This is a genomic window from Kytococcus sp. Marseille-QA3725 (assembly GCF_054950055.1).
The window spans coordinates 990988-1011372 of sequence record NZ_JBUCLA010000001.1 but is presented as its reverse complement, the minus strand read 5'-3'; the positions used below and the strand labels follow the sequence as shown (position 1 = coordinate 1011372).

Here is a 20385-nt window from a genome sequence, read left to right as displayed (position 1 = left end):
GGGGCGCCCTCCTGCCAGGGGAGGGCGCCCCGTCCGGCGTCGTGGGGTTCAGCGCAGCAGGAGGCCGGCGGCCAGCGCGAACATGACCAGCCCGATGACGGCGTCGAGCACCTGCCAGGAGCGGGGACGCTCGAACAGCGGGGCGAGCCGGGTGGAGCCGAAGCCGAGCAGGCTGAACCAGGTGGCGCTGGCGGCCACCAGGCCCACGTAGTACCACCAGCGCCCCGTGGCGCCGTGCCCGTTGGCCAGACCGCCGAGGATGACGATGTCCAGGTACAGGTGCGGATTGAGCCAGGTCAAGCCGGCCATCGTGAGCACCGCGCGGCGGCGGCTGACCGTGGGGCCGTCGCCCGGGGTCGTGAGCGCCTGGCCGCCCCGGGCCGCGCGACGCAGGCAGCTCAGGCCGTAGAGGACCAGGAAGATCGCGCCGCCCCAGCGGACGATCTCCAGCAGCGGGGGCCACCAGGTCAGGACGACCCCGACCCCGAACACGGCCCCGGCGATCAGGAAGATGTCGGAGCCCGCGCAGAAGGCGACCAGCGTGCCGACGTGCTCCCGCAGGAGGCCACGGCGCAGCAGGTAAGCGTTCTGCGCGCCGACGGCGGCGATGAGGCCCAGCCCGGTGGCCAGTCCCGAAAGGACCAGCTCCAGGGCGTGCAGGGGGTTCAGTGGACGACCAGTCCTGCGCCCAGGCCGACCATGAGCACACCCACCACGGTGTCCAGCACCTGCCACGAGCGGGCGCGGGCGAAGACCGGGGCGAGGCGGGCCGAGCCGAAGCCGACGGTGGTGAACCAGATGACCGAGGCGGCGCACAGGCCGGCGTAGTACCACCAGCGGCCGTCGCTGCCGTACCCGTTGGCCAGGGTGCCGAGCAGGACAGTGTCCAGCCAGAGGTGCGGGTTCAGCCAGGTGAACGCGGCCATCGTCAGCAGCGACCGCCGCAGGCCGACCGAGCTGCCGGCGCCGGCCACCAGGGCCTGCGGGTTCAGCGCCCGGCGGAAGCAGGCGACCGCGAAGGTCAGCAGGAAGGCGGCGCCCACCCAGCGCACCACGTCGAGTGCGGCCGGGAACTGCTGGATCACCGCACCGATCCCCAGGACGCTGGCACCGATGATCACGATGTCGGAGATCGCGCAGAAGAGCACCAAGGCGGTGACGTGCTCGCGCATCAGCCCTCGTCGCAGCAAGTAGGCGCCCTGCGCGCCGACGGCCGAGATGAGGCCGATCCCCGTCACCAGACCCGAGGCGATGATGCTCACGTTCTCCATGCTCCACAGGCTAGGAAGCACACGGGCAGAACGACGCATCAGAATGTTGAGGATCCTGAACCGACCATAAGATCTGCTTCATGGACGTCCTGGACCCGGTCGGGCTGACCACCCTGCGGGCCGCGGTGCGCGAGGGAACCTTCGAGCGCGCGGCCAAGTCGCTGAACATCACCCCCTCGGCGGTCTCGCAGCGCATGCGGGCACTGGAGCGAGCCGTCGGCGCCGTGCTCGTCAGCCGCAGCAAGCCGGTGCAGCCGACCCCGGACGGGGAGGTGCTGCTGGCCCTGGCGCTGCAGTGGTCCCTCCTGCGCGACGAGGCCGTGTCGCAGCTAACCGCCTCGCAGTCGTTGTCCGCCGACGAGCACCCCCGGGTGCGACTCTCGGTCCCGATCGCCACCGGAGCCGACGCGCTGGCCCTGGTGCTTCTGCCGGCGATGGCCCAGGTCGAGCGTGAGGTGCCGGTGAGCTTCGAGATCTTCCGCGAGGACGACTCGTTCTCCGTCGACCTCCTGCGCCAGGGGCGGGTGGTGGGTGCGCTGAGCTCGGATCCCACCCCGGTGCACGGCCACACGGCGGTGCCGCTGGGCACCATCCGGTACCTGCCCCTGGCGACCCCGGAGTACGTCCAGCGGCACCTGCCCGACGGCCCGACTCCGGAGGCGCTGGCGGTGGCCCCGCTCATCGCGTACGACCGCAAGGACCTGCTGCAGTACGCCTACCTCACGAGGCTGCTGGAGGACGACCTGCGCCCGCCGACCACCTACGTGCCGGCGAACCGTGAGTTCGAGGAGGCCGTGCTCCTCGGGCTGGGCTGGGCGCTCGTGCCCGAGGGGCGGATGCACGAGCAGCTCGAGGCGGGCGACCTCGTGCGCATCGCCCCCGGCTACCGCGACGTGCCGCTGGTGTGGCACCGGCCACGCATCGAGTCGGCGGTGCTCGACCTGCTGGGGGAGCGCCTCGCGGCGGTGGCCCGGGAGGTCGTCCGCGGCGCCGAGGTCTGGGAGAATGACGGGTTGACATGACGATGACTGAGCCCGCCTCCGCCCCCGCACCCGTGCTGCCCCCGCTGCGCATCGGCCCGCTGACCATCGACTCCCCGGTGGTCCTCGCGCCGATGGCGGGGATCACCAACCGCGCCTTCCGGCGCCTCTGCCGGGAGTACGGGAGCGAGGGCCTGACCGCGGGTGGGGCCAGCGGGGCCAGCAGCCTGTACGTCTCGGAGATGATCACCACCCGGGCCCTGGTCGAGCGGACCCCGGTGACCATGAAGCTCGTGGAGTTCGACGAGGCCGAGGACCCGCGCTCCATCCAGCTCTACGGCGTGGACCCGGCCACGGTGCGCGCGGCGGCGCGGGACATCGTCGAGCACGACCGGGCCGACCACATCGACATGAACTTCGGCTGCCCCGTGCCCAAGGTCACCCGCAAGGGCGGCGGCGCGGCCATCCCGTGGAAGAGCACTCTCTTCCGCGACATCGTCCGCTCGGCGGTGGAGGAGGCCGAGAAGGGCGGCCTGCCGGTGACGGTGAAGATGCGCATCGGCATCGACGAGGACCACCACACGCACCTGGAGGCCGGGCGGATCGCCGAGGACATGGGGGCGGCCGCCGTGGCCCTCCACGCGCGCACCGCGAGCCAGGCCTACTCCGGGCAGGCCCGCTGGGAGGAGATCGCGCGGCTCAAGCAGACGGTGACGACCATCCCGGTGCTCGGCAACGGGGACATCTGGTCGGCCGAGGACGCCCTGCGCATGGTGGAGCAGACCGGCTGCGACGGTGTCGTCGTGGGCCGCGGCTGCCTGGGGCGGCCGTGGCTGTTCACCGACCTGGCAGCCGCGTTCGCCGGCTCCGACGCCCGCGTGACGCCCACGCTGCGCGAGGTGACCGACACGCTGCGGCGGCACGCGGAGTACCTCAGCGAGTTCCACGAGGACGAACAGCACGCCTGCCGCGACATCCGCAAGCACATCACCTGGTACCTCAAGGGCTTCCGGGTGGGCGGTCAGCTCCGCTCCCAGCTGGGGCTGGTCAACTCCCTGGCCGACCTGGACGCTCTCATCGACACCCTGGACCTGGACCAGGAGTGGCCCGCCGAGGCCGCCGACGGGCCGCGCGGTCGCAAGGGCTCCGAGCGCCAGGTGGCCCTGCCGGAGAACTGGCTCGCCAGCCGGGAGCTCGACGACGTCTGGGCCGAGCGGATGCGGGCTGCGGAGCTCTCGGTCGACGGCGGCTGACCCCGGCGACCGCCCGGCGCCCAGCCGGGTCAGGCGGGCATGGTGCCCGGCTCGTCGCCGGTCGCCAGCGGGTTGGCGGGGTCGGCGATCCAGCCGCTGAAGGACGCGGCGTACAGGGTGGGCTCCGGCGCCTGCGGGAAGGCCTGCCGGTGGGCGACGGCCAGCTGGCAGGCGGTGATGCCGGATCCACAGGAGAGGACCAGTGGGGTGTCGGCGTCGACGCCGGCCTCGGCGAAGCGGGCCCGCAGGTCCTCTTCGTCCAGGAACCGTCCCTCGGCGTGGAGGTCCCGTACCGGCAGGTTGACTGCACCAGGCACGTGTCCACCGACGGGATCGGGGCCCAGCTCCTCCCCGCGATAGCGCGGTGCCGGGCGGGCGTCCAGCAGCACGTGGTCGGCCGGGAGCCCCCGTCGCAGCGAGGGGGTGTCGACCAGGGGCAGTCGGTGCGGCTCGTCGGTCGCGTGCCCGTCACCGGGCAGCAGGAGGTCCTCGGGCTCGGGGGCCGCGCCACCTTCACGGGAATCGGTGCCCGGTCCTTCCTCCAGCGGCAGGCCTGCGCGCTGCCAGGCCGCGACACCGCCGTCGAGGACGTGGACCTGCTCCTGACCTGAGTCGCGAAGCACCCACCAGGCGCGGGCCGCCCCGGCGCCGTGCCCACCGTCCATCACGACCACGGGGGTGTCCCGCGTGATGCCGTGGGCCTCCAGCCAGGTGCGCACGGACGCCGGGGCCGGCAGCGGGTTACGGCCGGCGGAGCCGTCGGGGGAGTGTCCGTCGGTGAGCACCGCCTCGAGGTCGCAGAAGACGGCCTCGGGGAGATGTCCTCGTGCGAAGCCCTCGGGATCGGCGCCCGTGCCGAGCTCCCAGCGCACGTCGAGCAGGGCCGGGGTGGCACCGGAGTGCTGGGCGGCCGTCTGCAGCCGGACCGAGAGCTCCTCGGCCGAGACGAGCGGGCCGGTGGCTGCCGGAGGGGCGGTGTGGTCGTCGCTCATCGGACGCTCACCCGAGGTCCGCGATGCGCTGCGGGGAACGGGTCAGGGAGGGGTCGGTCTTGATCGAGTCGCCCAGGACCTCGTCGACGCGCGCGAGCAGGTCGGCGTCCGGCTCGACCTCCAGGGCGCGGACGTTGTCGGTCACCTGTTCGGGGCGGGAGGCGCCGATGATGGCCGCGGTGATGGTGGGCTGCGTGACCACCCACTTCAGCGCCAGGTGGTGCAGCGGCATGCCCGCCTCCTCGGCGAGCACCTTGAGCTGCGCGACCTTCTCCAGCAGCTGGTCCTTGAGGAGGTGCCCCATCATCGACTGACCACCGGAGGTGTCGGTGGCACGGCTGCCCTCCGGCGCCGGCGCCCCCGGGGCGTACTTGCCGGTCAGCAGGCCCTGCGCCAGCGGTGACCACACGATCTGCCCGAGTCCGAGCTCCTCGCAGGCCGGCACCACCTCGGGCTCGATGACCCGCCACAGGAGGTTGTACTGGGGCTGGTTGGAGACGAAGGGGATCCGCAGCTCCCGGGCCAGTGCGTGGCCGCGGCGGAGCTGGTCGGCGGTCCACTCGCTGGCCCCTACGTAGTGCACCTTGCCGCCGCGAACGAGGTCGGCCAGCGCCTCCATCGTCTCCTCCAGCGGGGTGTCGTGGTCGAAGCGGTGGCACTGGTAGAGGTCGACGTACTCGGTGCCCAGACGCCGCAGCGAGGCGTGCAGGGACTCGGTCACGTGCTTGCGCGACAGCCCGTGGTCGTTCGGGCCGGCCTGGTCCTGCGGGGCGCCGTCCGGGCGCGTGGGCCAGTAGACCTTCGTGGCGAGCACCAGGCCCTCGCGGCGCTCGCCCCGCAGAGCCCGCCCGAGCACCTTCTCGGCCTCGGTGTTCGCGTAGGTGTCGGCGGTGTCGAAGGTCGTGATGCCGGCGTCGAGCGCCGCGCGCACGCACGCCTCCGCCCGGTCGGCCTCCACCTGCGAGGCGTGCGTCAGCCAGTTGCCGTAGATCAGGCGGGAGACGCGCAGTCCACTGTGTCCGAGACGGGGGTGCTCCATGCCGCCCAACGTACTGCGCCCCCGCCCGGTGGGCGAGGGCGGAGGGGGCCGACGAGGTCGGCGTCGGTGTGTCGTCAGCCGCGGCGGCGGATCGCGGCGACGTCGTCGGCCACACGGACCAGCGCGACCATGCTCTCCAGCGAGACGCGCGCGAGGACCAGGTAGATGAGGGCGACGATGGGCCCGCCGACCAGCATGAGGAGGCCCATGAAGACGCCCGCAGCCTCGCCGGAGAACATGACCCCGAACGAAGAGACGGTCCAGGCCAGGAGGCCTAGCGCGATGGCGACGATCATGAGGATGTAGAGGACCGAGGCCACCTTCGGCGTCACGAACTTCGTGAAGCGGATGTCGGCCAGCGACGAGAGGAAGCCGTTCTCCCCGTCCGGTGCGTGGCTGGGGCCGGGGGCTCCGGTCCCACCGGGCTGCGGTTCACCGCCGGGCATCGACGGACCGCCCTGGTAGGGGCCGTGCGGGGTGGGGTCGTACGAGTTCGAGTGCGGCGTGGACATGGTTCCCCTCTCGGTGCCGCGCCCTCCCGAGGAGGCGCGACCTGTGGTCTGTGCCCGCGCAGTGTGGCACCGCTGCCGGTGCTCCTCCCTCCGACCGTGGAATGACCGCTGCGGCGACCGGCTACCGTGCGCAGGGTGACTCCCTCGGACCCGCAGAGCTGGACCCCGCCCCGCACCGACGTGCCGGCCGGGGTAGCCCCGGTCGAGGCCTACTCGGCCCACGACCTCGAACGCTGGGAGGGCGAGGACCCCGCACGCAAGCGGGCGGACCGTGACGACTTCGCCCGGGACCGCGGCCGGGTCATCCACGCCGCCTCCCTGCGTCGTCTCTCGGCCAAGACGCAGGTCATGCAGTCGGGCATGGACGACGTGGTGCGCAACCGCCTCACGCACAGCCTCGAGGTGGCGCAGATCGGCCGGGAGATGGCCGTCTCGCTGGGGTGCAACCCGGACGTCGTCGACGCCGCGTGCCTGTCGCACGACCTCGGGCACCCGCCCTTCGGGCACAACGGCGAGGACGCGCTCGCGGACGTCGCGCACGACATCGGCGGCTTCGAGGGGAACGCGCAGTCCCTGCGCCTGCTGACGCGGCTGGAGGCCAAGCGCTTCCGGGCCGACGGGCGCAGCGTGGGGCTGAACCTCACCCGGGCCACGTTGGACGCGGTGGTCAAGTACCCGTGGCTGCGCGGCGAAGGGCCGGCCGGTACGCCGAAGTTCAACGCCTACGGCGACGACGCCGAGGTGTTCGCGTGGATCCGCGAGGGCGCCCCGCAGGAGGGGAGGCGATGCCTGGAGGCGCAGGTGATGGATCTGGCCGACGACGTCGCCTACAGCGTCCACGACGTGGAGGACGCGATCACCTCCGGGCACCTGGACGTGCGCGTGCTGCGCGACCCCGCCGAGATCGCGGCCGTGGCCGCCAACGCGGCGCGCACCTACGCCCGGGACCTGTCGGCCTCGCAGCTGGTGGGGGCGATGGAGCGACTCACCGAGAGTGGTGTGGTGCCGACCGCCTACGAGGGCACCCGGCAGGACCTCGCGCGGCTCAAGGACATGACGAGCACCCTCATTGGTCACCTGGTGCAGGAGGTCACCGATGCGACCCGGGCTCGTCATCCACAGCCGACCCTGACCCGTTACGACGCCGACCTGGTCGTCCCCACCCACGTGCTGGCCGAGATCGCCATGCTCAAGGCGGTGGCGTACACCTACATGATGAACACCGAGCACCGGCTGGAGCTCATGGAGCGGCAGCGCGAGGCCCTCCAGGCCCTGGTCGCGATGTGGGGTCGGCACCCCGACCGGCTGGACCCGCAGTACCGGGAGGACCACGAGGCCGCGGCCCGCCGGGGTGACGAGGCGGGGGTCCGGCGCGCGGTGGTCGACCAGGTCGCGTCGCTGTCGGACGGGCGCGCGTGGTTGGAGCACCACCGCTGGTGCACCCACTCCCACTGAGCCGCGTACGCGCGGGGGAGAATCGACCGGCAGCACGACGACGGAGAGGAGGCGCACCGTGGCAGGACTGATCCGCAGCGAGGACATCCAGACGGTCAAGGAGCGTGCCTCGCTCGAGGAGGTCGTCCGCGAGCACGTGACGCTCCGGGTGGCGGGTGTGGGCTCGCTGAAGGGACTGTGCCCCTTCCACGACGAGAAGACACCCAGCTTCCAGGTGCGGCCGTCGGTGGGGCACTGGCACTGCTTCGGCTGCGGCGAGGGCGGCGACGTCATCGAGTTCGTCCAGAAGATCGACCACCTGAGCTTCACCGAGGCCGTGGAGCGGCTGGCCGGCCGCGTCGGCATGGAGCTGCGCTACGAGGAGGGCAAGGGTCCCCGCCGTGAGGGCGGTCTGGGACGCCGGGCCCGGCTCGTCGAGGCCCACCGGGCGGCGGAGCAGTTCTACCACCAGTACCTGCTGGGGGCCCCGGACGCGCGCCCCGGGCGGGACTTCCTGCGGGCCAAGGGCTTCGGGTCTCCCGAAGCAGCCCACTTCGGGGTCGGCTTCGCCCCGCGGAACGGGTCCGCGCTCTACGAGCACCTCCGTGAGGGCGGCTTCACCGACGACGAGTTGCTCACCGCCGGCCTGGCCGGGCGGAGCGGGCGTGGCATGTACGACCGCTTCCGCGGTCGGGTGGTGTGGCCCATCCGGGACATCACCGGGGACACGGTCGGCTTCGGGGCGCGGCGGATCTTCGACGACGACCGGATCGCCGCCAAGTACCTGAACACCAGCGAGACGCCGATCTACACGAAGAACCAGGTGCTCTACGGCCTCGACCTGGCCAAGAAGGCCATGGCGCAGCAGCGCACCGCCGTGGTGGTCGAGGGCTACACCGACGTGATGGCCGCGCATCTCTCGGGCGTGGAGGTCGCCGTCGCGACCTGCGGTACGGCCTTCGGGGCCGAGCACATCAAGGTGCTGCGCCGCATCCTGCGCGACGAGGCGAACCGGGCGCCGGCGCGGGTGGTGTTCACCTTCGACGGCGACGCAGCGGGGCAGAATGCCGCGATGCGCGCGTACGAGACCGACCAGGCGTGGGCGAGCCAGTCCTACGTGGCCGTCGCCCCGGACGGGCTCGACCCGAACGACTTGCGGCAGGAGCGCGGTTCGCAGGCGGTGCGGGCGCTCGTCGAGGACGCGGTGCCGATGTTCGAGTTCGCCGTGCGCACCTCGATCGGGCACTTCGACCTCGACACCCCCGAGGGCCGGGTGGGTGCGATGCGTGCGGCCGCGCCGATCATCGCGCGCATCCGGGACCGCTCACTGCAGCCGGAGTACACGCGGACCGTGTCCGGGTGGATCGGGGTCGACGTCAACGCGCTCGCGAACGAGGTGGAGGTGGCCAGGCGCTCCGGGGCCACGCGGCGGGGCGCCCCCGGCCCCCGAGGTGCTCGGACGATCGGGGAGCCGGCCGGCGCCATGGCCGGCGGGGACGGTGCTGGGGACGTGCCGGGGCAGGCGAGCGGCCCGGCACCGCTGCCACCGGTGGACCCGCGGAACCCGGACCACCAGACCGAGCGCCAGTTCCTGCAGGTCGTCCTGCAGCACCCGGCCGCCGTCACCGGGACCGCGCACACGAGCCTGTCGCCGACGGCCTTCACGGCACCGGCCCTGGCGCTGGTCCACGCGGCCGTCACGGAGGCCGGGGGAGTGGAGCGCGCGGTCACGCTCTCGCACGGCGCCTGGGTGCAGCAGGTGCGCGACGCCGCCGACCCACGCGTCGGGGACCTCGTCGGTGAGCTCGCCGTGGACGGGCTGCCCGTGCGGATGGTCAACGGCCAGCCGGCGCCGGGCTACGCCGAGGGGCTCGTCTCGCGACTGCGCATCGTCGAGCTCAACCGACGGATCGCGGACGCCATGGGCACGCTGCAGCGTCTGGCCGGTGAGGACGCCGATCGGGCCCGGGAGGTCGGGCTGCGTCTGCAGGGCTGGCAGCGGGAGCTGCAGCACCTGCGGGCGAGTCGCTGAGCGGCAACCAGCCGCGCACTCTGGGGTGCAGTTGGACGTGCCGGCCCGTCGGTGTTATTGTTCACGCCGCTGTTGCAGCGATCCCCTGTAGCTCAATTGGCAGAGCATTCGGCTGTTAACCGGAGGGTTACTGGTTCGAGTCCAGTCGGGGGAGCATCCGGAAGAGGGGCCCGTCACCACCTGGTGACGGGCCCCTCTGGTGTGTGAGGGGCCCGGCGGCCGCCTCGGAGCGGTGCAGGGCGTGGCTCAGCCGAGCTCGGCGTGGATGGCCAGCATCTGCGCCGCGGAGTCCTCCCAGTTGAAGCGCTCGGCCTGCTCCCGGGCGGTCGCGGTGAGGTCCCCGCGCCCGAGCACCTCGGTGACGGCAGTCGCGAAGGCCTCGGGCCGGGAGGGGGCGACGGCTCCGGCGGGGCCCACCACCTCGGCGAGAGCGCCCTCGTCGGGGCACACCACCGGCACACCGCAGGCCAGCGCCTCGAGGGCTGCCAGTCCGAAGGTCTCCACCGGGCCGGGGGAGATTGCCAGGTCGGCCCGCCCGAGCACGTCGGCGAGCTCCCGGCGGCCGGAGATGTACTCGTGGAAGGTGATGGGCAGGTCCCGGGACCCCTCCAGGAGCTCTTCGCGCATCGGACCGTGGCCGAGCACCGTCAGGTGCGCGTCGACGCCGCGCTCCACGAGCACGCGCAGGGCAGCGATCGACAGGCCGGGGTTCTTCTCCGGGGACAGCCGCCCGCAGTGCACGAGCTGCACCTGCCCGGCCGTTCGGGGACGCCCGTCCGGGGTCAGCGTCGCCGCGGTCGCGGGAGGCTGGAAGGATTGGAGGTCTACCCCGAGGGTGACCACGCGCGCGTCCGCGCCGAACCGGCGCCACTCGGCGGCCGCGTAGTGGCTGGGACACACGATCCGGTCGTAGTCCTGCGCCGACTTGCGGTTGATGAAGTCCGCCGTCACCTCGGCGAGCCGCTCGGGTGAGTGCAACCGGCGCACGAGGATGCCGGTCATGTTCTCGTGACTCAGCATGATCGTCGGGATGCCCTGCCGCCGGGCCCAGGGGCCGAGCCAGCGGAGGGTGGCGCGGTCGTGCACCTCGAGCCTGTCGGGCGCGAGCTCCTTGAGCAGTCGCGCCACGGGCCGGCGAGCCCACATGAGCGAGTAGCCCGCACCGGTCGGCGTGGCCGGCAGGTGGTGGACCCGCCCCTGCGGCTGGGTCTCGTGCGGTTCACCGGGCTCCGGGACCACCAGGTGCGCCTCGTGCCCCCGCGCTTGGTACTCCTCGCCCCAGTGGCGCAGGGCGGTACGGATGCCCCCGGAGTTGGGGGCCACGAAGTTGGCGATGCGGACGATGCGCACGAGGTGGGTCCTCTGGGTCGGGGGCAGCGCCGCACAGACTATCCTCGCTTCGCCCTCCGGGGCGCGGGCCAGTAGCTCAGCCGGTCAGAGCAGCGGACTCATAATCCGTCGGTCGTGGGTTCAAGCCCCACCTGGCCCACCGGTGAGGATGAACGGCGGCGTGCGTCGCGTCGTCACGGTGCGCAGGTACTCGGCCGCGAACGCGGCGAAGGGGGCCGCGAGAGGGTGTGCGTCGTCCGCCGGGAGGACCAGCGAGACCTCGACGGGGGCACATCCCGCAGCGAGAGGTAGGCGACCTCGGGAGTCCTGTGGCTCCACGTGGTCGCCTCGGCGGTGATGCCGAAGGCGTCTCCCAGGGCGATGGCGGTCCGCCACTCGTCGGTCCCCTCGACCAGGACGGTCCACGGCCACGTCCGACCCCGGTCCAGAGGCCGGACGCGGCCGTGGGCGAGCTGCGGCAGACGGCAAGGGGCCCGGCGTCGAGCTGCCCCAAGGCGATCTCGTGCTCCTCGGCCAGGGGTGGGCGGTTGCGACGGCCGCCACCAGGCGCTCGACGTGCAGACGCACTGCGGAGCAGCTGCCCGGCAGGGGTGGGGCCGAGCCCGACGACCGGACGATCGCCGCGTCGACCTGGCCGCTCCCCAGCGCTCGCAGTGGGTCCTCGTGCTGGGTGAGCTGTGGCGTGGACTCGTGATGCTCCCGCCACGAGCGCAGCAGTGGGACGGTGTGTTCTCCCAGGCCCGCCCAGGCCCAGGCCACACGCAGGGGAGGGGTGGGCAGGGCGCGGAGCGTCCGCAGGGCGGCGTCCAGCTCGGCGGTCACGTCGCGGGCCCTGGTTGCGAGCTGGGTGCCGGCAGATGTCAGGTGCACCTCGCGCGTCGTGCGTTCCACGAGGCGCACACCGAGGCGCTGCTCCAGCTGCTGGATGGTCCGGGAGAACGTTGGCTGGTCAAGTCCCGGGAAGTGGTGTAACGATCCTTCGCTGATTGGTCAGGCGGTCAGAGCGGGCAGGGAACTGGTGGTGGCCTCCTCGGTGTTGGTGTCGGGGACGAGGTTGAGGCGGCACCGGGCGAGGACGTCGAGGCCGAGATAGCGTCGTCCTTCGGCCCACTCGTCGGTCTGCTCGGCCAGGACCGCGCCGACGAGACGGACGATCGCCTCGCGGGTGGGGAAGATGCCCACGGAGTCGGTGCGGCGGCGGACCTCCTTGTTCAAACGCTCGGTGGGATTGTTCGACCAGATCTGGACCCACACGTCCTTGGGGAACGCCGTGAACGCGAGGAGGTCCGCTCGGGCGGCGTCGAGGTGCTCTGCCACGGCCGGAAGCTTCTCACTGACGTAGTCCAGCAGGCGCTCGAACTGCGCGTTCACCGCTTGTGCGTCGGGCTGGTCATAGACGCTGTGCAGCATCGCCTTCACCGCCGGCCACATGGTCTTCGGCGTCACGGCCATGCGGTTCGCTGCGTAGTGGGTGCGGCACCGCTGCCAGGCCGCCCCGGGAAGGTGCGCGGCGATCGCTTCGACCAGCCCCGTATGCGCGTCACTGGTGACCAGGCGGACGCCGGCGAGGCCGCGGGCGACGAGGTCGGCGAAGAAGCCGTCCCACGCAGCTCCGGTCTCAGAGGTGGCGACCCGCATGCCGAGCACTTCGCGGTGCCCGTCGCCGTTGACGCCGGTGGCGAGCAAGACGACGGCGTTGATCACGCGGCCACCTTCACGGACCTTCATGGTCAGCGCGTCGGCGGAGACGAATGTGAAGGGGCCGGCCTCGTCCAGGGGGCGGTGGCGGAACTGCTCGACGTGCTCGTCCAACGACTCCGCCATCCTGCTGACCTGCGACTTCGACATACTGTTGATGCCCAGGGTCTTCACGAGCTTATCCATGCGACGCGTGGAGACACCGGCGAGATAGCAGTCCGCGACGACCGTGATCAGGGCGGACTCGGCGCGCTTGCGGCGCTCGAGCAGCCACTCGGGGAAGTAGGTGCCGGTGCGGAGCTTGGGGACGGCGACGTCGATCGTGCCGACGCGGGTGTCGAGGTCGCGGTGGCGGTAGCCGTTGCGCTGCGCAACCCGGTCGCTGCTGGGACGGCCGTACTCCGCGCCGGCAACAGCGTCCGCGTCCGCGGAGAGCAAGGCATTGATCACGTCCTGGAGCAGGCTGCGCATCAGATCCGGGGACGCCTCGGCCAGGGCTTCACCGAGTAGGCCGGAAGGGTCGACAATGTGAGGAGCGGTCATCGTGATGACTCCGTTCGAGAGTGCTGTGAGAGGTTCACTCGAAGGATCACACGGTGGCCGCGCCCACGTCCGAGACGATCACGGGGCCACCGCGCTACACCCCTATCGGGGACTCAACTCGTTGGCTGCGTGGTGCCCGCGACGGCGGCTGCTGTCGTGAAGCTGCGCTCCTCTGCGGGGCCGACCAGGGCCCGGAGGTGACGCAGCTCGACATCCATGCACCCAGCGTATGACCTGTCGTATTTCCCTGGCGCAGACAGTCCGCCTAGCGTCCTGGTCCAGAAGATCATCCTCGTGGGAGCGTCCGGGACCATCGGTCAGGCAGTCAACCAACTACTCGTCGAGCGGGGGGGCACGAGATCACGACCGTCGGTCGTACCAGTGGTGGCCGTCGTCTGGACATCACGGACGAGTCGCAGTTGGCCCGCCTCTGGGAGGCCGTCGGGGAGGTCGACGCTGTGGTCTCCACGGCGGGTGACGTTCCCTATGCGGCCTTGTCCGACCTCACCCCCCGTGGCTTCCAGACGGCGTGGACCCAGAAGGCACTCGCTCAGATCAACCTTGTGCGCACGGGTCTGGACCATCTTTCTGCGGAGGGGTCCTTCACGCTGGTCAGCGACGTCCCCTCCCGCGATCCGGTCGTCTCGGGCGTTGCCGCGGCCACGGCGAACGGCGCGATCGAGGCCTTCGTGAGGGCGGCCGCCGTCGAGATCGCCCCGCGTCGGATCAACGTGGTCAGCCCATCGGCGCTCACCGAGAGCCTCGCCGACTTCGGTGACTTCTTCCCGGGATTCGCCCCGGTCGACGCCTCCGACGTGGCCCGTGCCTTCCAGAAGGCGATCGAGGGGCCCGGGACGGGACGGACCATCGAGCTGCCGTGACGTGCCCCGGCCTGTTGGGCCCAGCAGGTCAGGCGCTGTCGTCGCGCCCCAGCATCGACACCGCGATCCACGCGATGGCCACGACGCCGGCGCCGATCACCGCGTAGGTGCTCTTGTCGTCCAGCACGGCGAAACCGAGGCCGTAGATGATGGTGATGGCCAAGGCGAGGAACGTGAGCACGTTGCGGTTCATGGGAGCATCTTGGCAGGAGAGCGGCTCCCGGGCCCATGACTGCCGTCATGAGATCCCCGTGGGAAGCGGAGCCCGGGGCTGGCACACCCTCGACCGATGGTGCACACTGGCCCCCACAATTGCACAGCACTGCCGTGCGGCGGTCCACGAGATCGAGGCGTTGGGGAAGACGTCGAGCGATCACAGGAGGATCGGATGTCCGGCTACGGTCAGCGACCCCAGGCACAGGGGGTGGTCTTCATCCACGCCACCCCCGCTGCGTTGTGCCCGCACCTCGGGTGGGCGATCGAGCACGCCCTGCAGCGTGCGGGGGTGCACGGGGCACCCCGCATCGACTGGATCGACCAGCCCGCTCTGCCCGGCAGCCTTCGCGGGGAGTTCACCTGGCACGGACGCGCCGGCACCGGCGCGGCACTGGCCAGCGCGCTGCGTCCTTTCGACGCCGTGCACTTCGAGGTGACCGAGGACCCGACCATGGGGTCCGACGGATCCCGCTGGTCGCACACCCCCAGCCTGGGCATCCACCACGCGACCACCAACGCGATCGGTGACGCCGTGGTGCACGAGAACCGGCTGCGTGACGTCCTGGACGCGAGTCGCGGGGACGCCCGTGCCCTGGCCGACGGCGTGGACCGGCTGCTGGGCACGGCCTGGGACGCCGAGCTCGAGGTCCTGCGGCACGCCGGGGACGCCGTCCCGGTGCGCCACCTGCACGCGACCGGCTGAGGCGACCCGACGGCGGGGCTCGACGTCGGGCGCAGCCCGTGACACGACGGTGGGCCTCCCCGCACCGGGGAGGCCCACCGTCGTGTCGTCCTGGGGCGCGGCAGCGCCCCAGGGGCTCACAGCGGGATGTTGTTGTGCCGCCCCCGCCGCTGGGGTGCCTCGGCCAGCGCCTGGGCGATGCGGGTGCGCGTGACGTCCGGCTGGACGACGTCGTCGATGACGCCGATCTCCATGCCACGGGCCAGACCGCCGGAGAGCTCGGCGTGCTCGTCGGCGAGCTCCTGCTCCACCCGCGCGCGCTCCTCGCCCTCGAGGTCGGCGAGCTTGCGGCGGTGCAGGATGCGCACCGCGGCCACGTGGCCCATGACGGCCATCTCGGCGTGCGGCCACGCGAACACCTTGGTGGCGCCCAGCGACCGGCTGTTCATGGCGATGTAGGCCCCGCCGTAGGTCTTGCGGGTCACCAGGGTGACGCGCGGCACGACGGCCTCGGCGAAGGCGTGCAGCAGCTTGGCGCCGCGGCGCACCACACCGTCCCACTCCTGGCCCACACCGGGCAGGTAGCCGGGGACGTCCACCAGCACCACCAGCGGCACGCCCATGGAGTCGCAGAGCCGCACGAACCGGGCTGCCTTCTCCGCCGAGGAGGAGTCCAGGCAGCCGCCGAGACGCATCGGGTTGTTGGCCACCACGCCGACCGTGCGGCCGCCCAGACGACCCAGCACGGTCACGATGTTCGGCGCCCACCGCGGGTGCAGCTCGACCGCGTCCTCGGGCAGCGAGACCGCCATCGGGTTGAGGTCGTCACCGGCCCCGTCGCCGTCCAGCAGGTCGGCCAGTAGCGGGTGCACGTCATAGGCACGCTTGGGGGAGCTCGGGAAGGTGGCCGCGAGGTCCCGGTCGGTGACGGCGGCCGGGTCGAGCTCACCCTGGGCACCCAGCAGGCTGCACAGCGCGCGGGTGCGCTCGAAGGCCTCGTCGTCGCTCGTGGTGACCACGTGGACCACGCCGGAGCGGCGACCGTGGGGCTCGGGGCCACCGAGCCGCAGGGCGTCCACCTGCTCGCCGGTCACCGAGCGCACGACGTCGGGCCCGGTCACGAACAAGCGGCCCTCGGGGCCGAGCACCACGAGGTCGGTGAGCGCCGGACCGTACGCGGCACCACCGGCCGCCGGGCCCAGCACGAGGGAGATCTGGGGGATGACGCCGGAGGCGCGGGTCATGGCCGCGAAGACCTGGCCGACGGCGTCCAGCGAGCTGACGCCCTCGGCCAGCCGCGCGCCACCGGAGTGCCACAGGCCCACGATCGGGGCGCCGGCCTCCATGGCCGCCTCGTAGGCGGTCAGGACGACGGCGCAGCCCTCCTCGCCCATCGCACCACCCTGGATGGTGGGGTCGGCAGCGAAGGCGACGACCTCGGCACCCTGGACGCGCCCCCGCGCGGCGACCATGCCCTGGTCGCCCCAGGGAGTCAGGAGCTCGCAGGACGCCGCGTCGAAGAAGCGCTCCAGACGGGCGACCGGGTTGCGCGGGTCCTCGTCGCGGGGCAGCTTGTGGCGGGCGGTGGCGGCCGCCGCGGCCCGTGCGGCAGCGCTCACGAGGCACTCCCGAAGGCGACGGCGACGTTGTGCCCACCGAACCCGAAGGAGTTGTTGACGGCGACGAGCTCGCCCGCCGGCAGCGTGCGGTGCTCGTCCCGGACGACGTCGAGCTCGATGGCCTCGTCGAAGTTCTCGATGTTGGCCGTGGCGGGGGCCGTGCGCTCCCGCAGGGCCAGCACGGTGAAGACGGACTCCACGGCACCGGCACCACCGAGCAGGTGGCCGGTGAGCGACTTGGTGCCGGACACGGCCACGTGGTCCGCCTCGCCGCCGAGGGCGCGGCGGATCGCCTTGCTCTCGGCGATGTCGCCCACCGGGGTGCTGGTGGCGTGCGCGTTCACGTGGGCCACGTCGGCGGCAGTGACCCCGGCGTCCTCGAGCGCCATCGTCATGGCACCGGCGGCGCCGATGCCCTCGGGCTCCGGGGCCGCGATGTGGTGGGCGTCGGAGGTCAGACCGGCACCCAGCACACGGGCGTGCACGGTGGCGCCGCGGGCCGCGGCGTGCTCGGCGCTCTCGATGACCAGGGCGCCGCCGCCCTCACCCAGGACGAAGCCGTCGCGGTCGACGTCGTAGGGGCGTGAGGCGGTCTCAGGGGAGTCGTTGCGCGTGGAGAGCGCCTGCATCTGGGAGAAGCCGGACATCGGCATCGGGTGGATGCAGGACTCGGATCCACCCACCACGACGACGTCGGCCTCACCGCGGCGGACGATGCCGAGCCCGACGGCGACGGCCTCGGCGCCAGAGGCGCAAGCGCTCACCGGCGTGTGGGAGGCGCCCCGGGCACCGAGCTCGAGGGACACCGCGGCGGCGCCGGCGTTCGGCATCAGCATCGGGACGGTGAGCGGGGAGACGCGTCGGGTCCCCTTCTCACGCAGCACGTCCCACTGGTTCATCACGGTGACGACGCCACCGATGCCGGTGCCCATCACGACGGCGAGACGGGTCGGCTCGATCTCCGGGGCGCCGGCGTGGACCCACGCCTCCTTCGCGGCGATGAGACCCATCTGCGTCGTGCGGTCCATGCGCTTGACCTTCACGCGCGGGAGGACGTCCTCGACGTCGGTGCTGACCTGCGTGGCGAACCCGACGGGGAGCCCGTAGAGCTCCTGCCACTCCTCGGGCAGGGGAGCGGCACCGGAGGTGCCGGCCAGCAGGGCCTGCCAGGTCTCGGGCGCGGTGCCACCCAGCGGGGTGATGGCACCCAGTCCGGTGACGACGACGTCGGTCATGGTTCCTCCGGTGGTGAGAGAGAAGTCAGGGGGAGGGGCCGGGCGTTCTGCAGAGGCCGCCCGGCCCCGAAGGTGGCCTCAGGCCTGGTGGTTCTTGATGTAGCTGACGGCGTCGGCCACGGTGTTCAGGTTGCCCATCTCCTCGTCGGGGATGGCGACGCCGGTCTTCTCCTCGACGTTCACGAGGATGGTCATCATCGACAGGGAATCGATGTCGAGGTCGCCGGCGAAGGACTTCTCCGGGGTGACCTCGGCCGGCTCGATGCCGGTCTCCTCGCTGACGACCTCGGCGAGGACGGTCAGGATCTGCTCGTCGGACTGAGCCATGTTTTCCTCCAGGGGGGTGGGCACGGGGCCCTCGGGGATGTCGACGGGGTGTCGACGGGACTGACCCGGTGTTGACCCGCCGGGTCGCGGGAGTCTGTCAGGGCAGGCGGACGACCTGCGCGGCGTACACCAGACCGGCACCGAAGCCGACCTGCAGAGCGAGGTCACCGGACCGGGCGGTGCCGTCCTCCAGCATCCGGGCGGTGGCCACGGGGATGCTGGCGGCCGAGGTGTTGCCGGTGGAGCGGATGTCGTCAGCCACCGGCACCGAGTCGGGCAGCTTGAGCTGCTTGACCATCTCGGCCGTGATCCGGGCGTTGGCCTGGTGGGGGATGAAGACGTCCAGCTCGTCGGCGGTGAGGCCGGCGGCGTCGAGGGCCTGCTGGGCGACCTTCGCCATCTCCCAGACGGCCCAGCGGAAGACCGAGTTGCCGGTCATCGTCAGCATGCCGTCGTCGCGGGTGTGGATGAGCTCCCACCGGGCGCCCTGCGAGCCCCACACCGTGGGACCGATGCCGGAGACGTCCGCTCGGCTGACGACCGCGGCTCCCGCCCCGTCGGCGAAGATGAACGCGCTGCCGCGGTCGCTGAGGTCGGTGAACTGGGACAGGTACTCCACCCCCACCACGAGCACGTGGTCGGCGGTGCCGGCTCCCACCATGTCGTTGGCCAGGGCGATGCCGTGGCAGTAGCCGGCGCAGGCGGCCGACAGGTCGAACGCGGGGGCGATGCTGCCGAGCTCGGCAGCGAGCATCGGCGCGACGCCCGGGGTGCGCATCGGACCGGAGACCGTGGCGACGATGACGGCGCCCAGCTGGTCGCCGGTGAGGCTGGCGGACTCCAGGGCCCGGCGCGCGGCGGCGGTGCCCATCGAGACGGTCGTGTCGTCCTCCGTGGCCCACCGGCGCTCCTCGATGCCCGAGCGCTGGCGGATCCACTCGTCGGAGGAGTCGATCGCGTCCACGAGCTCGGAGTTCGGCACCACGCGGCCGGGGCGGTAGGCCCCCGTGCCAGAGAGCGCCGCCGGGCGCAGCGCGGTGGTGGTGCGCAGTGCCCGCATCAGGACTCCTGACGGGGGTGCACGCGCACGATCGGCTGGCCGGGTGCCACCGGGTCGCCGTCCTGCACGAGCCACTCGACGATCTGACCGTCGTGGGTGGCCTCGACGGTCAGCTCCTCGCGCAGGGCCTGCACCCGGGCCAGCTCGTCACCGGAGGTGAAGCGGTCGCCCTCGGACCGGCTCGCCGAGCCGAGGTCCACCGTGCCCTTGCCGGGGGAGACGAGCATGCGCCAGGTGGGCTGGTCGCCGCTGACGGACGCGGCCTCGCCGTGCTCGGCCACCATGCGGCGCGCGGCCTCGAGGTCGTCGGGCGTCTTGAGCGCGAGGGACTCCACGCCCTTGAGGTGCTTCTTCACCAGACCGGCCAGCGTGCCGGCCGGCGGGATCTCGATCACGCCGGTGACGCCCATGTCCGCCATGGCGTCCATGCACAGGTCCCAGCGCACCGGGCGCGAGACCTGCGAGACCAGTCGGGAGAGGACCTCCTCGCCGGAGCGCAGCACCGAGCCGTCGGTGTTCGAGAGCAGGTCGATGCGGGCGTCGTGGGTGGTCATGGCCCGGGCGTAGCCCGCGAGGGTGTCCACCGCGGGAGCCATGTGCTCGGTGTGGAAGGCACCGGCCACCTGCAGCGGGATGACCCGGGTACCCTTCGGGGGCTCCGCGGCGAAGGCGTCCAGCTGCTCCACCGTGCCGGCGGCCACGATCTGCTTGGCGCCGTTGCGGTTGGCGGCGGTGAGTCCGGCGGCCTCGATGGCGGCGACGACCTCGTCCTGGTCCCCGCCCACCACGGCGCGCATGGAGGTCGGTCGTGCCGCGGAGGCGCCAGCCATGCCACGGCCTCGCTCGCGCACGAAGACCATCGCCTGCTCAGCTGTCAGCACGCCGGTACCGACGGCCGCGGTGATCTCACCGACGCTGTGGCCGGCTCCGGCCCGCACGGTGCGGTAGGCGTCCGCCGGGTGCTCGAAGAGCGCGAGGAAGCTCACCAGGCCGGACCCGACGATCAGGGGCTGGGCGACGGCGGTGTCGCGGATGGTGTCGGCGTCCGAGGTGGTCCCGTGCGCCACCAGGTCGAGCCCGGCACATGCCGAGAGCCACTCCATCCGGTCGGCGAAACCGGGGAGCTCGAGCCAGGGGGCGAGGAATCCGGGGGTCTGGGCGCCCTGTCCAGGGCAGACGATCGCAAGCACGGCGACAACTCTCGCAACCCGAGCGGGGGGTGGGGTCGGGTGGCTTCTCACCGAAGCTGACGCCCAACCTT

Annotated in this window: 20 protein-coding genes and 2 tRNA genes; 8 read left to right on the top strand and 14 right to left on the bottom strand. The window is 72.3% G+C overall.

Annotated features, from left to right (window positions below):
- Positions 1 to 48: 48 nt before the first annotated feature.
- Both ACY8FT_RS04590 and ACY8FT_RS04585 read right to left on the bottom strand, forming a co-directional pair.
- Positions 49 to 735 carry a LysE/ArgO family amino acid transporter gene (locus tag ACY8FT_RS04590; protein WP_462417743.1) on the bottom strand — a complete coding sequence of 229 codons (687 nt, stop codon included), beginning with the start codon at positions 733 to 735 and terminating at the stop codon, positions 49 to 51.
- Complete coding sequence (locus tag ACY8FT_RS04585) at positions 666 to 1271, bottom strand: LysE/ArgO family amino acid transporter (RefSeq protein WP_462417742.1); 606 nt, start codon at positions 1269 to 1271, stop codon at positions 666 to 668. The genes ACY8FT_RS04590 and ACY8FT_RS04585 overlap by 70 nt, the downstream gene beginning before the upstream one ends.
- Before the next feature lie 80 nt (positions 1272 to 1351).
- Here ACY8FT_RS04585 and ACY8FT_RS04580 point away from each other — a divergent pair, with 80 nt between their 5' ends.
- Together ACY8FT_RS04580 and dusB are read left to right on the top strand one after the other, a co-directional pair.
- Positions 1352 to 2293, top strand: coding sequence for an ArgP/LysG family DNA-binding transcriptional regulator (locus ACY8FT_RS04580; RefSeq protein WP_462417741.1), 942 nt, complete (start codon positions 1352 to 1354; stop codon positions 2291 to 2293).
- A complete protein-coding gene (dusB, locus tag ACY8FT_RS04575; protein ID WP_462417740.1) occupies positions 2290 to 3504 on the top strand; it encodes a tRNA dihydrouridine synthase DusB in 1215 nt (404 codons plus the stop codon). Before ACY8FT_RS04580 ends, dusB begins: the two co-directional genes overlap by 4 nt.
- A gap of 29 nt (positions 3505 to 3533) precedes the next feature.
- On the opposite strand, the gene ACY8FT_RS04570 is transcribed toward dusB, so the two are convergent.
- The 3 genes from ACY8FT_RS04570 to ACY8FT_RS04560 form a co-directional block, all read right to left on the bottom strand.
- Positions 3534 to 4496: a sulfurtransferase gene (locus tag ACY8FT_RS04570; RefSeq protein WP_462417739.1), complete on the bottom strand. Its 963-nt coding sequence runs from the start codon at positions 4494 to 4496 to the stop codon at positions 3534 to 3536.
- Positions 4497 to 4503: 7 nt separating this feature from the next.
- Positions 4504 to 5535, bottom strand: a complete 1032-nt coding sequence (locus ACY8FT_RS04565) for an aldo/keto reductase family protein (protein ID WP_462417738.1) — start codon at positions 5533 to 5535, stop codon at positions 4504 to 4506.
- Between the two features lie 74 nt (positions 5536 to 5609).
- The gene (locus tag ACY8FT_RS04560; protein WP_462417737.1) at positions 5610 to 6047 is read right to left on the bottom strand and encodes a DUF4282 domain-containing protein; all 438 of its coding nucleotides are present in this window, start codon (positions 6045 to 6047) and stop codon (positions 5610 to 5612) included.
- A gap of 135 nt (positions 6048 to 6182) precedes the next feature.
- On the opposite strand from ACY8FT_RS04560, the gene ACY8FT_RS04555 reads away from it, so the two are divergent.
- From ACY8FT_RS04555 to ACY8FT_RS04545, 3 genes are all read left to right on the top strand, one after another.
- Positions 6183 to 7502, top strand: a complete 1320-nt coding sequence (locus ACY8FT_RS04555) for a deoxyguanosinetriphosphate triphosphohydrolase (RefSeq protein WP_462417736.1) — start codon at positions 6183 to 6185, stop codon at positions 7500 to 7502.
- Between the two features lie 58 nt (positions 7503 to 7560).
- Complete coding sequence (gene dnaG, locus ACY8FT_RS04550) at positions 7561 to 9513, top strand: DNA primase (RefSeq protein WP_462417735.1); 1953 nt, start codon at positions 7561 to 7563, stop codon at positions 9511 to 9513.
- 81 nt (positions 9514 to 9594) lie between these two features.
- Positions 9595 to 9667, top strand: a tRNA-Asn gene (locus tag ACY8FT_RS04545).
- Between the two features lie 92 nt (positions 9668 to 9759).
- Here ACY8FT_RS04545 and ACY8FT_RS04540 read toward each other — a convergent pair.
- Positions 9760 to 10863 (bottom strand): glycosyltransferase, encoded by a 1104-nt coding sequence (locus ACY8FT_RS04540; RefSeq protein WP_462417734.1) that lies wholly within the window; start codon positions 10861 to 10863, stop codon positions 9760 to 9762.
- 65 nt (positions 10864 to 10928) lie between these two features.
- Between ACY8FT_RS04540 and ACY8FT_RS04535 the strand changes: the two genes are divergently transcribed.
- Positions 10929 to 11002: transfer RNA gene (locus ACY8FT_RS04535), tRNA-Ile, on the top strand.
- Here ACY8FT_RS04535 and ACY8FT_RS04530 read toward each other — a convergent pair.
- Both ACY8FT_RS04530 and ACY8FT_RS04525 read right to left on the bottom strand, forming a co-directional pair.
- The gene (locus tag ACY8FT_RS04530) at positions 10984 to 11850 is read right to left on the bottom strand and encodes a LysR family transcriptional regulator (protein WP_462418397.1); all 867 of its coding nucleotides are present in this window, start codon (positions 11848 to 11850) and stop codon (positions 10984 to 10986) included. The two genes, ACY8FT_RS04535 and ACY8FT_RS04530, sit on opposite strands and share 19 nt — an antisense overlap.
- A gap of 3 nt (positions 11851 to 11853) precedes the next feature.
- Positions 11854 to 13104: an IS256 family transposase gene (locus ACY8FT_RS04525; RefSeq protein ID WP_462417733.1), complete on the bottom strand. Its 1251-nt coding sequence runs from the start codon at positions 13102 to 13104 to the stop codon at positions 11854 to 11856.
- Between the two features lie 359 nt (positions 13105 to 13463).
- Here ACY8FT_RS04525 and ACY8FT_RS04520 point away from each other — a divergent pair, with 359 nt between their 5' ends.
- Positions 13464 to 13985 (top strand): short chain dehydrogenase, encoded by a 522-nt coding sequence (locus ACY8FT_RS04520; protein ID WP_462418396.1) that lies wholly within the window; start codon positions 13464 to 13466, stop codon positions 13983 to 13985.
- A gap of 28 nt (positions 13986 to 14013) precedes the next feature.
- Here the strand turns inward: ACY8FT_RS04520 and ACY8FT_RS04515 are convergent, their stop codons facing one another.
- Complete coding sequence (locus ACY8FT_RS04515) at positions 14014 to 14178, bottom strand: hypothetical protein (protein ID WP_462417732.1); 165 nt, start codon at positions 14176 to 14178, stop codon at positions 14014 to 14016.
- Positions 14179 to 14373: 195 nt separating this feature from the next.
- Here ACY8FT_RS04515 and ACY8FT_RS04510 point away from each other — a divergent pair, with 195 nt between their 5' ends.
- A complete protein-coding gene (locus ACY8FT_RS04510; protein ID WP_462417731.1) occupies positions 14374 to 14904 on the top strand; it encodes a DUF3145 family protein in 531 nt (176 codons plus the stop codon).
- A gap of 116 nt (positions 14905 to 15020) precedes the next feature.
- On the opposite strand, the gene ACY8FT_RS04505 is transcribed toward ACY8FT_RS04510, so the two are convergent.
- The 5 genes from ACY8FT_RS04505 to ACY8FT_RS04485 all read right to left on the bottom strand — a co-directional run bounded on the left by ACY8FT_RS04505 (position 15021) and on the right by ACY8FT_RS04485 (position 20314).
- Complete coding sequence (locus ACY8FT_RS04505; RefSeq protein WP_462417730.1) at positions 15021 to 16502, bottom strand: acyl-CoA carboxylase subunit beta; 1482 nt, start codon at positions 16500 to 16502, stop codon at positions 15021 to 15023.
- On the bottom strand, positions 16499 to 17737 hold the full coding sequence (locus ACY8FT_RS04500) for a beta-ketoacyl-[acyl-carrier-protein] synthase family protein (protein ID WP_462417729.1): 1239 nt from the start codon (positions 17735 to 17737) through the stop codon (positions 16499 to 16501). Before ACY8FT_RS04500 ends, ACY8FT_RS04505 begins: the two co-directional genes overlap by 4 nt.
- A 78-nt stretch (positions 17738 to 17815) precedes the next feature.
- A complete protein-coding gene (locus ACY8FT_RS04495; protein WP_462417728.1) occupies positions 17816 to 18064 on the bottom strand; it encodes an acyl carrier protein in 249 nt (82 codons plus the stop codon).
- A 97-nt stretch (positions 18065 to 18161) separates the two neighbouring features.
- Positions 18162 to 19124, bottom strand: a complete 963-nt coding sequence (locus tag ACY8FT_RS04490) for a beta-ketoacyl-ACP synthase III (protein ID WP_462417727.1) — start codon at positions 19122 to 19124, stop codon at positions 18162 to 18164.
- Positions 19124 to 20314, bottom strand: a complete 1191-nt coding sequence (locus tag ACY8FT_RS04485; protein ID WP_462417726.1) for an acyltransferase domain-containing protein — start codon at positions 20312 to 20314, stop codon at positions 19124 to 19126. Before ACY8FT_RS04485 ends, ACY8FT_RS04490 begins: the two co-directional genes overlap by 1 nt.
- Positions 20315 to 20385 lie beyond the last annotated feature (71 nt).

Coding starts and splice junctions, on each gene's coding strand:
- ACY8FT_RS04585 (WP_462417742.1), bottom strand. CDS start 1,271: ATGGAGAACGTGAGCATCATCGCCTCGGGTCTGGTGACGGGGATCGGC.
- ACY8FT_RS04580 (WP_462417741.1), top strand. CDS start 1,352: ATGGACGTCCTGGACCCGGTCGGGCTGACCACCCTGCGGGCCGCGGTG.
- dusB (WP_462417740.1), top strand. CDS start 2,290: ATGACGATGACTGAGCCCGCCTCCGCCCCCGCACCCGTGCTGCCCCCG.
- ACY8FT_RS04570 (WP_462417739.1), bottom strand. CDS start 4,496: ATGAGCGACGACCACACCGCCCCTCCGGCAGCCACCGGCCCGCTCGTC.
- ACY8FT_RS04565 (WP_462417738.1), bottom strand. CDS start 5,535: ATGGAGCACCCCCGTCTCGGACACAGTGGACTGCGCGTCTCCCGCCTG.
- ACY8FT_RS04560 (WP_462417737.1), bottom strand. CDS start 6,047: ATGTCCACGCCGCACTCGAACTCGTACGACCCCACCCCGCACGGCCCC.
- ACY8FT_RS04525 (WP_462417733.1), bottom strand. CDS start 13,104: ATGACCGCTCCTCACATTGTCGACCCTTCCGGCCTACTCGGTGAAGCC.
- ACY8FT_RS04515 (WP_462417732.1), bottom strand. CDS start 14,178: ATGAACCGCAACGTGCTCACGTTCCTCGCCTTGGCCATCACCATCATC.
- ACY8FT_RS04510 (WP_462417731.1), top strand. CDS start 14,374: ATGTCCGGCTACGGTCAGCGACCCCAGGCACAGGGGGTGGTCTTCATC.
- ACY8FT_RS04500 (WP_462417729.1), bottom strand. CDS start 17,737: ATGACCGACGTCGTCGTCACCGGACTGGGTGCCATCACCCCGCTGGGT.
- ACY8FT_RS04495 (WP_462417728.1), bottom strand. CDS start 18,064: ATGGCTCAGTCCGACGAGCAGATCCTGACCGTCCTCGCCGAGGTCGTC.
- ACY8FT_RS04490 (WP_462417727.1), bottom strand. CDS start 19,124: ATGCGGGCACTGCGCACCACCACCGCGCTGCGCCCGGCGGCGCTCTCT.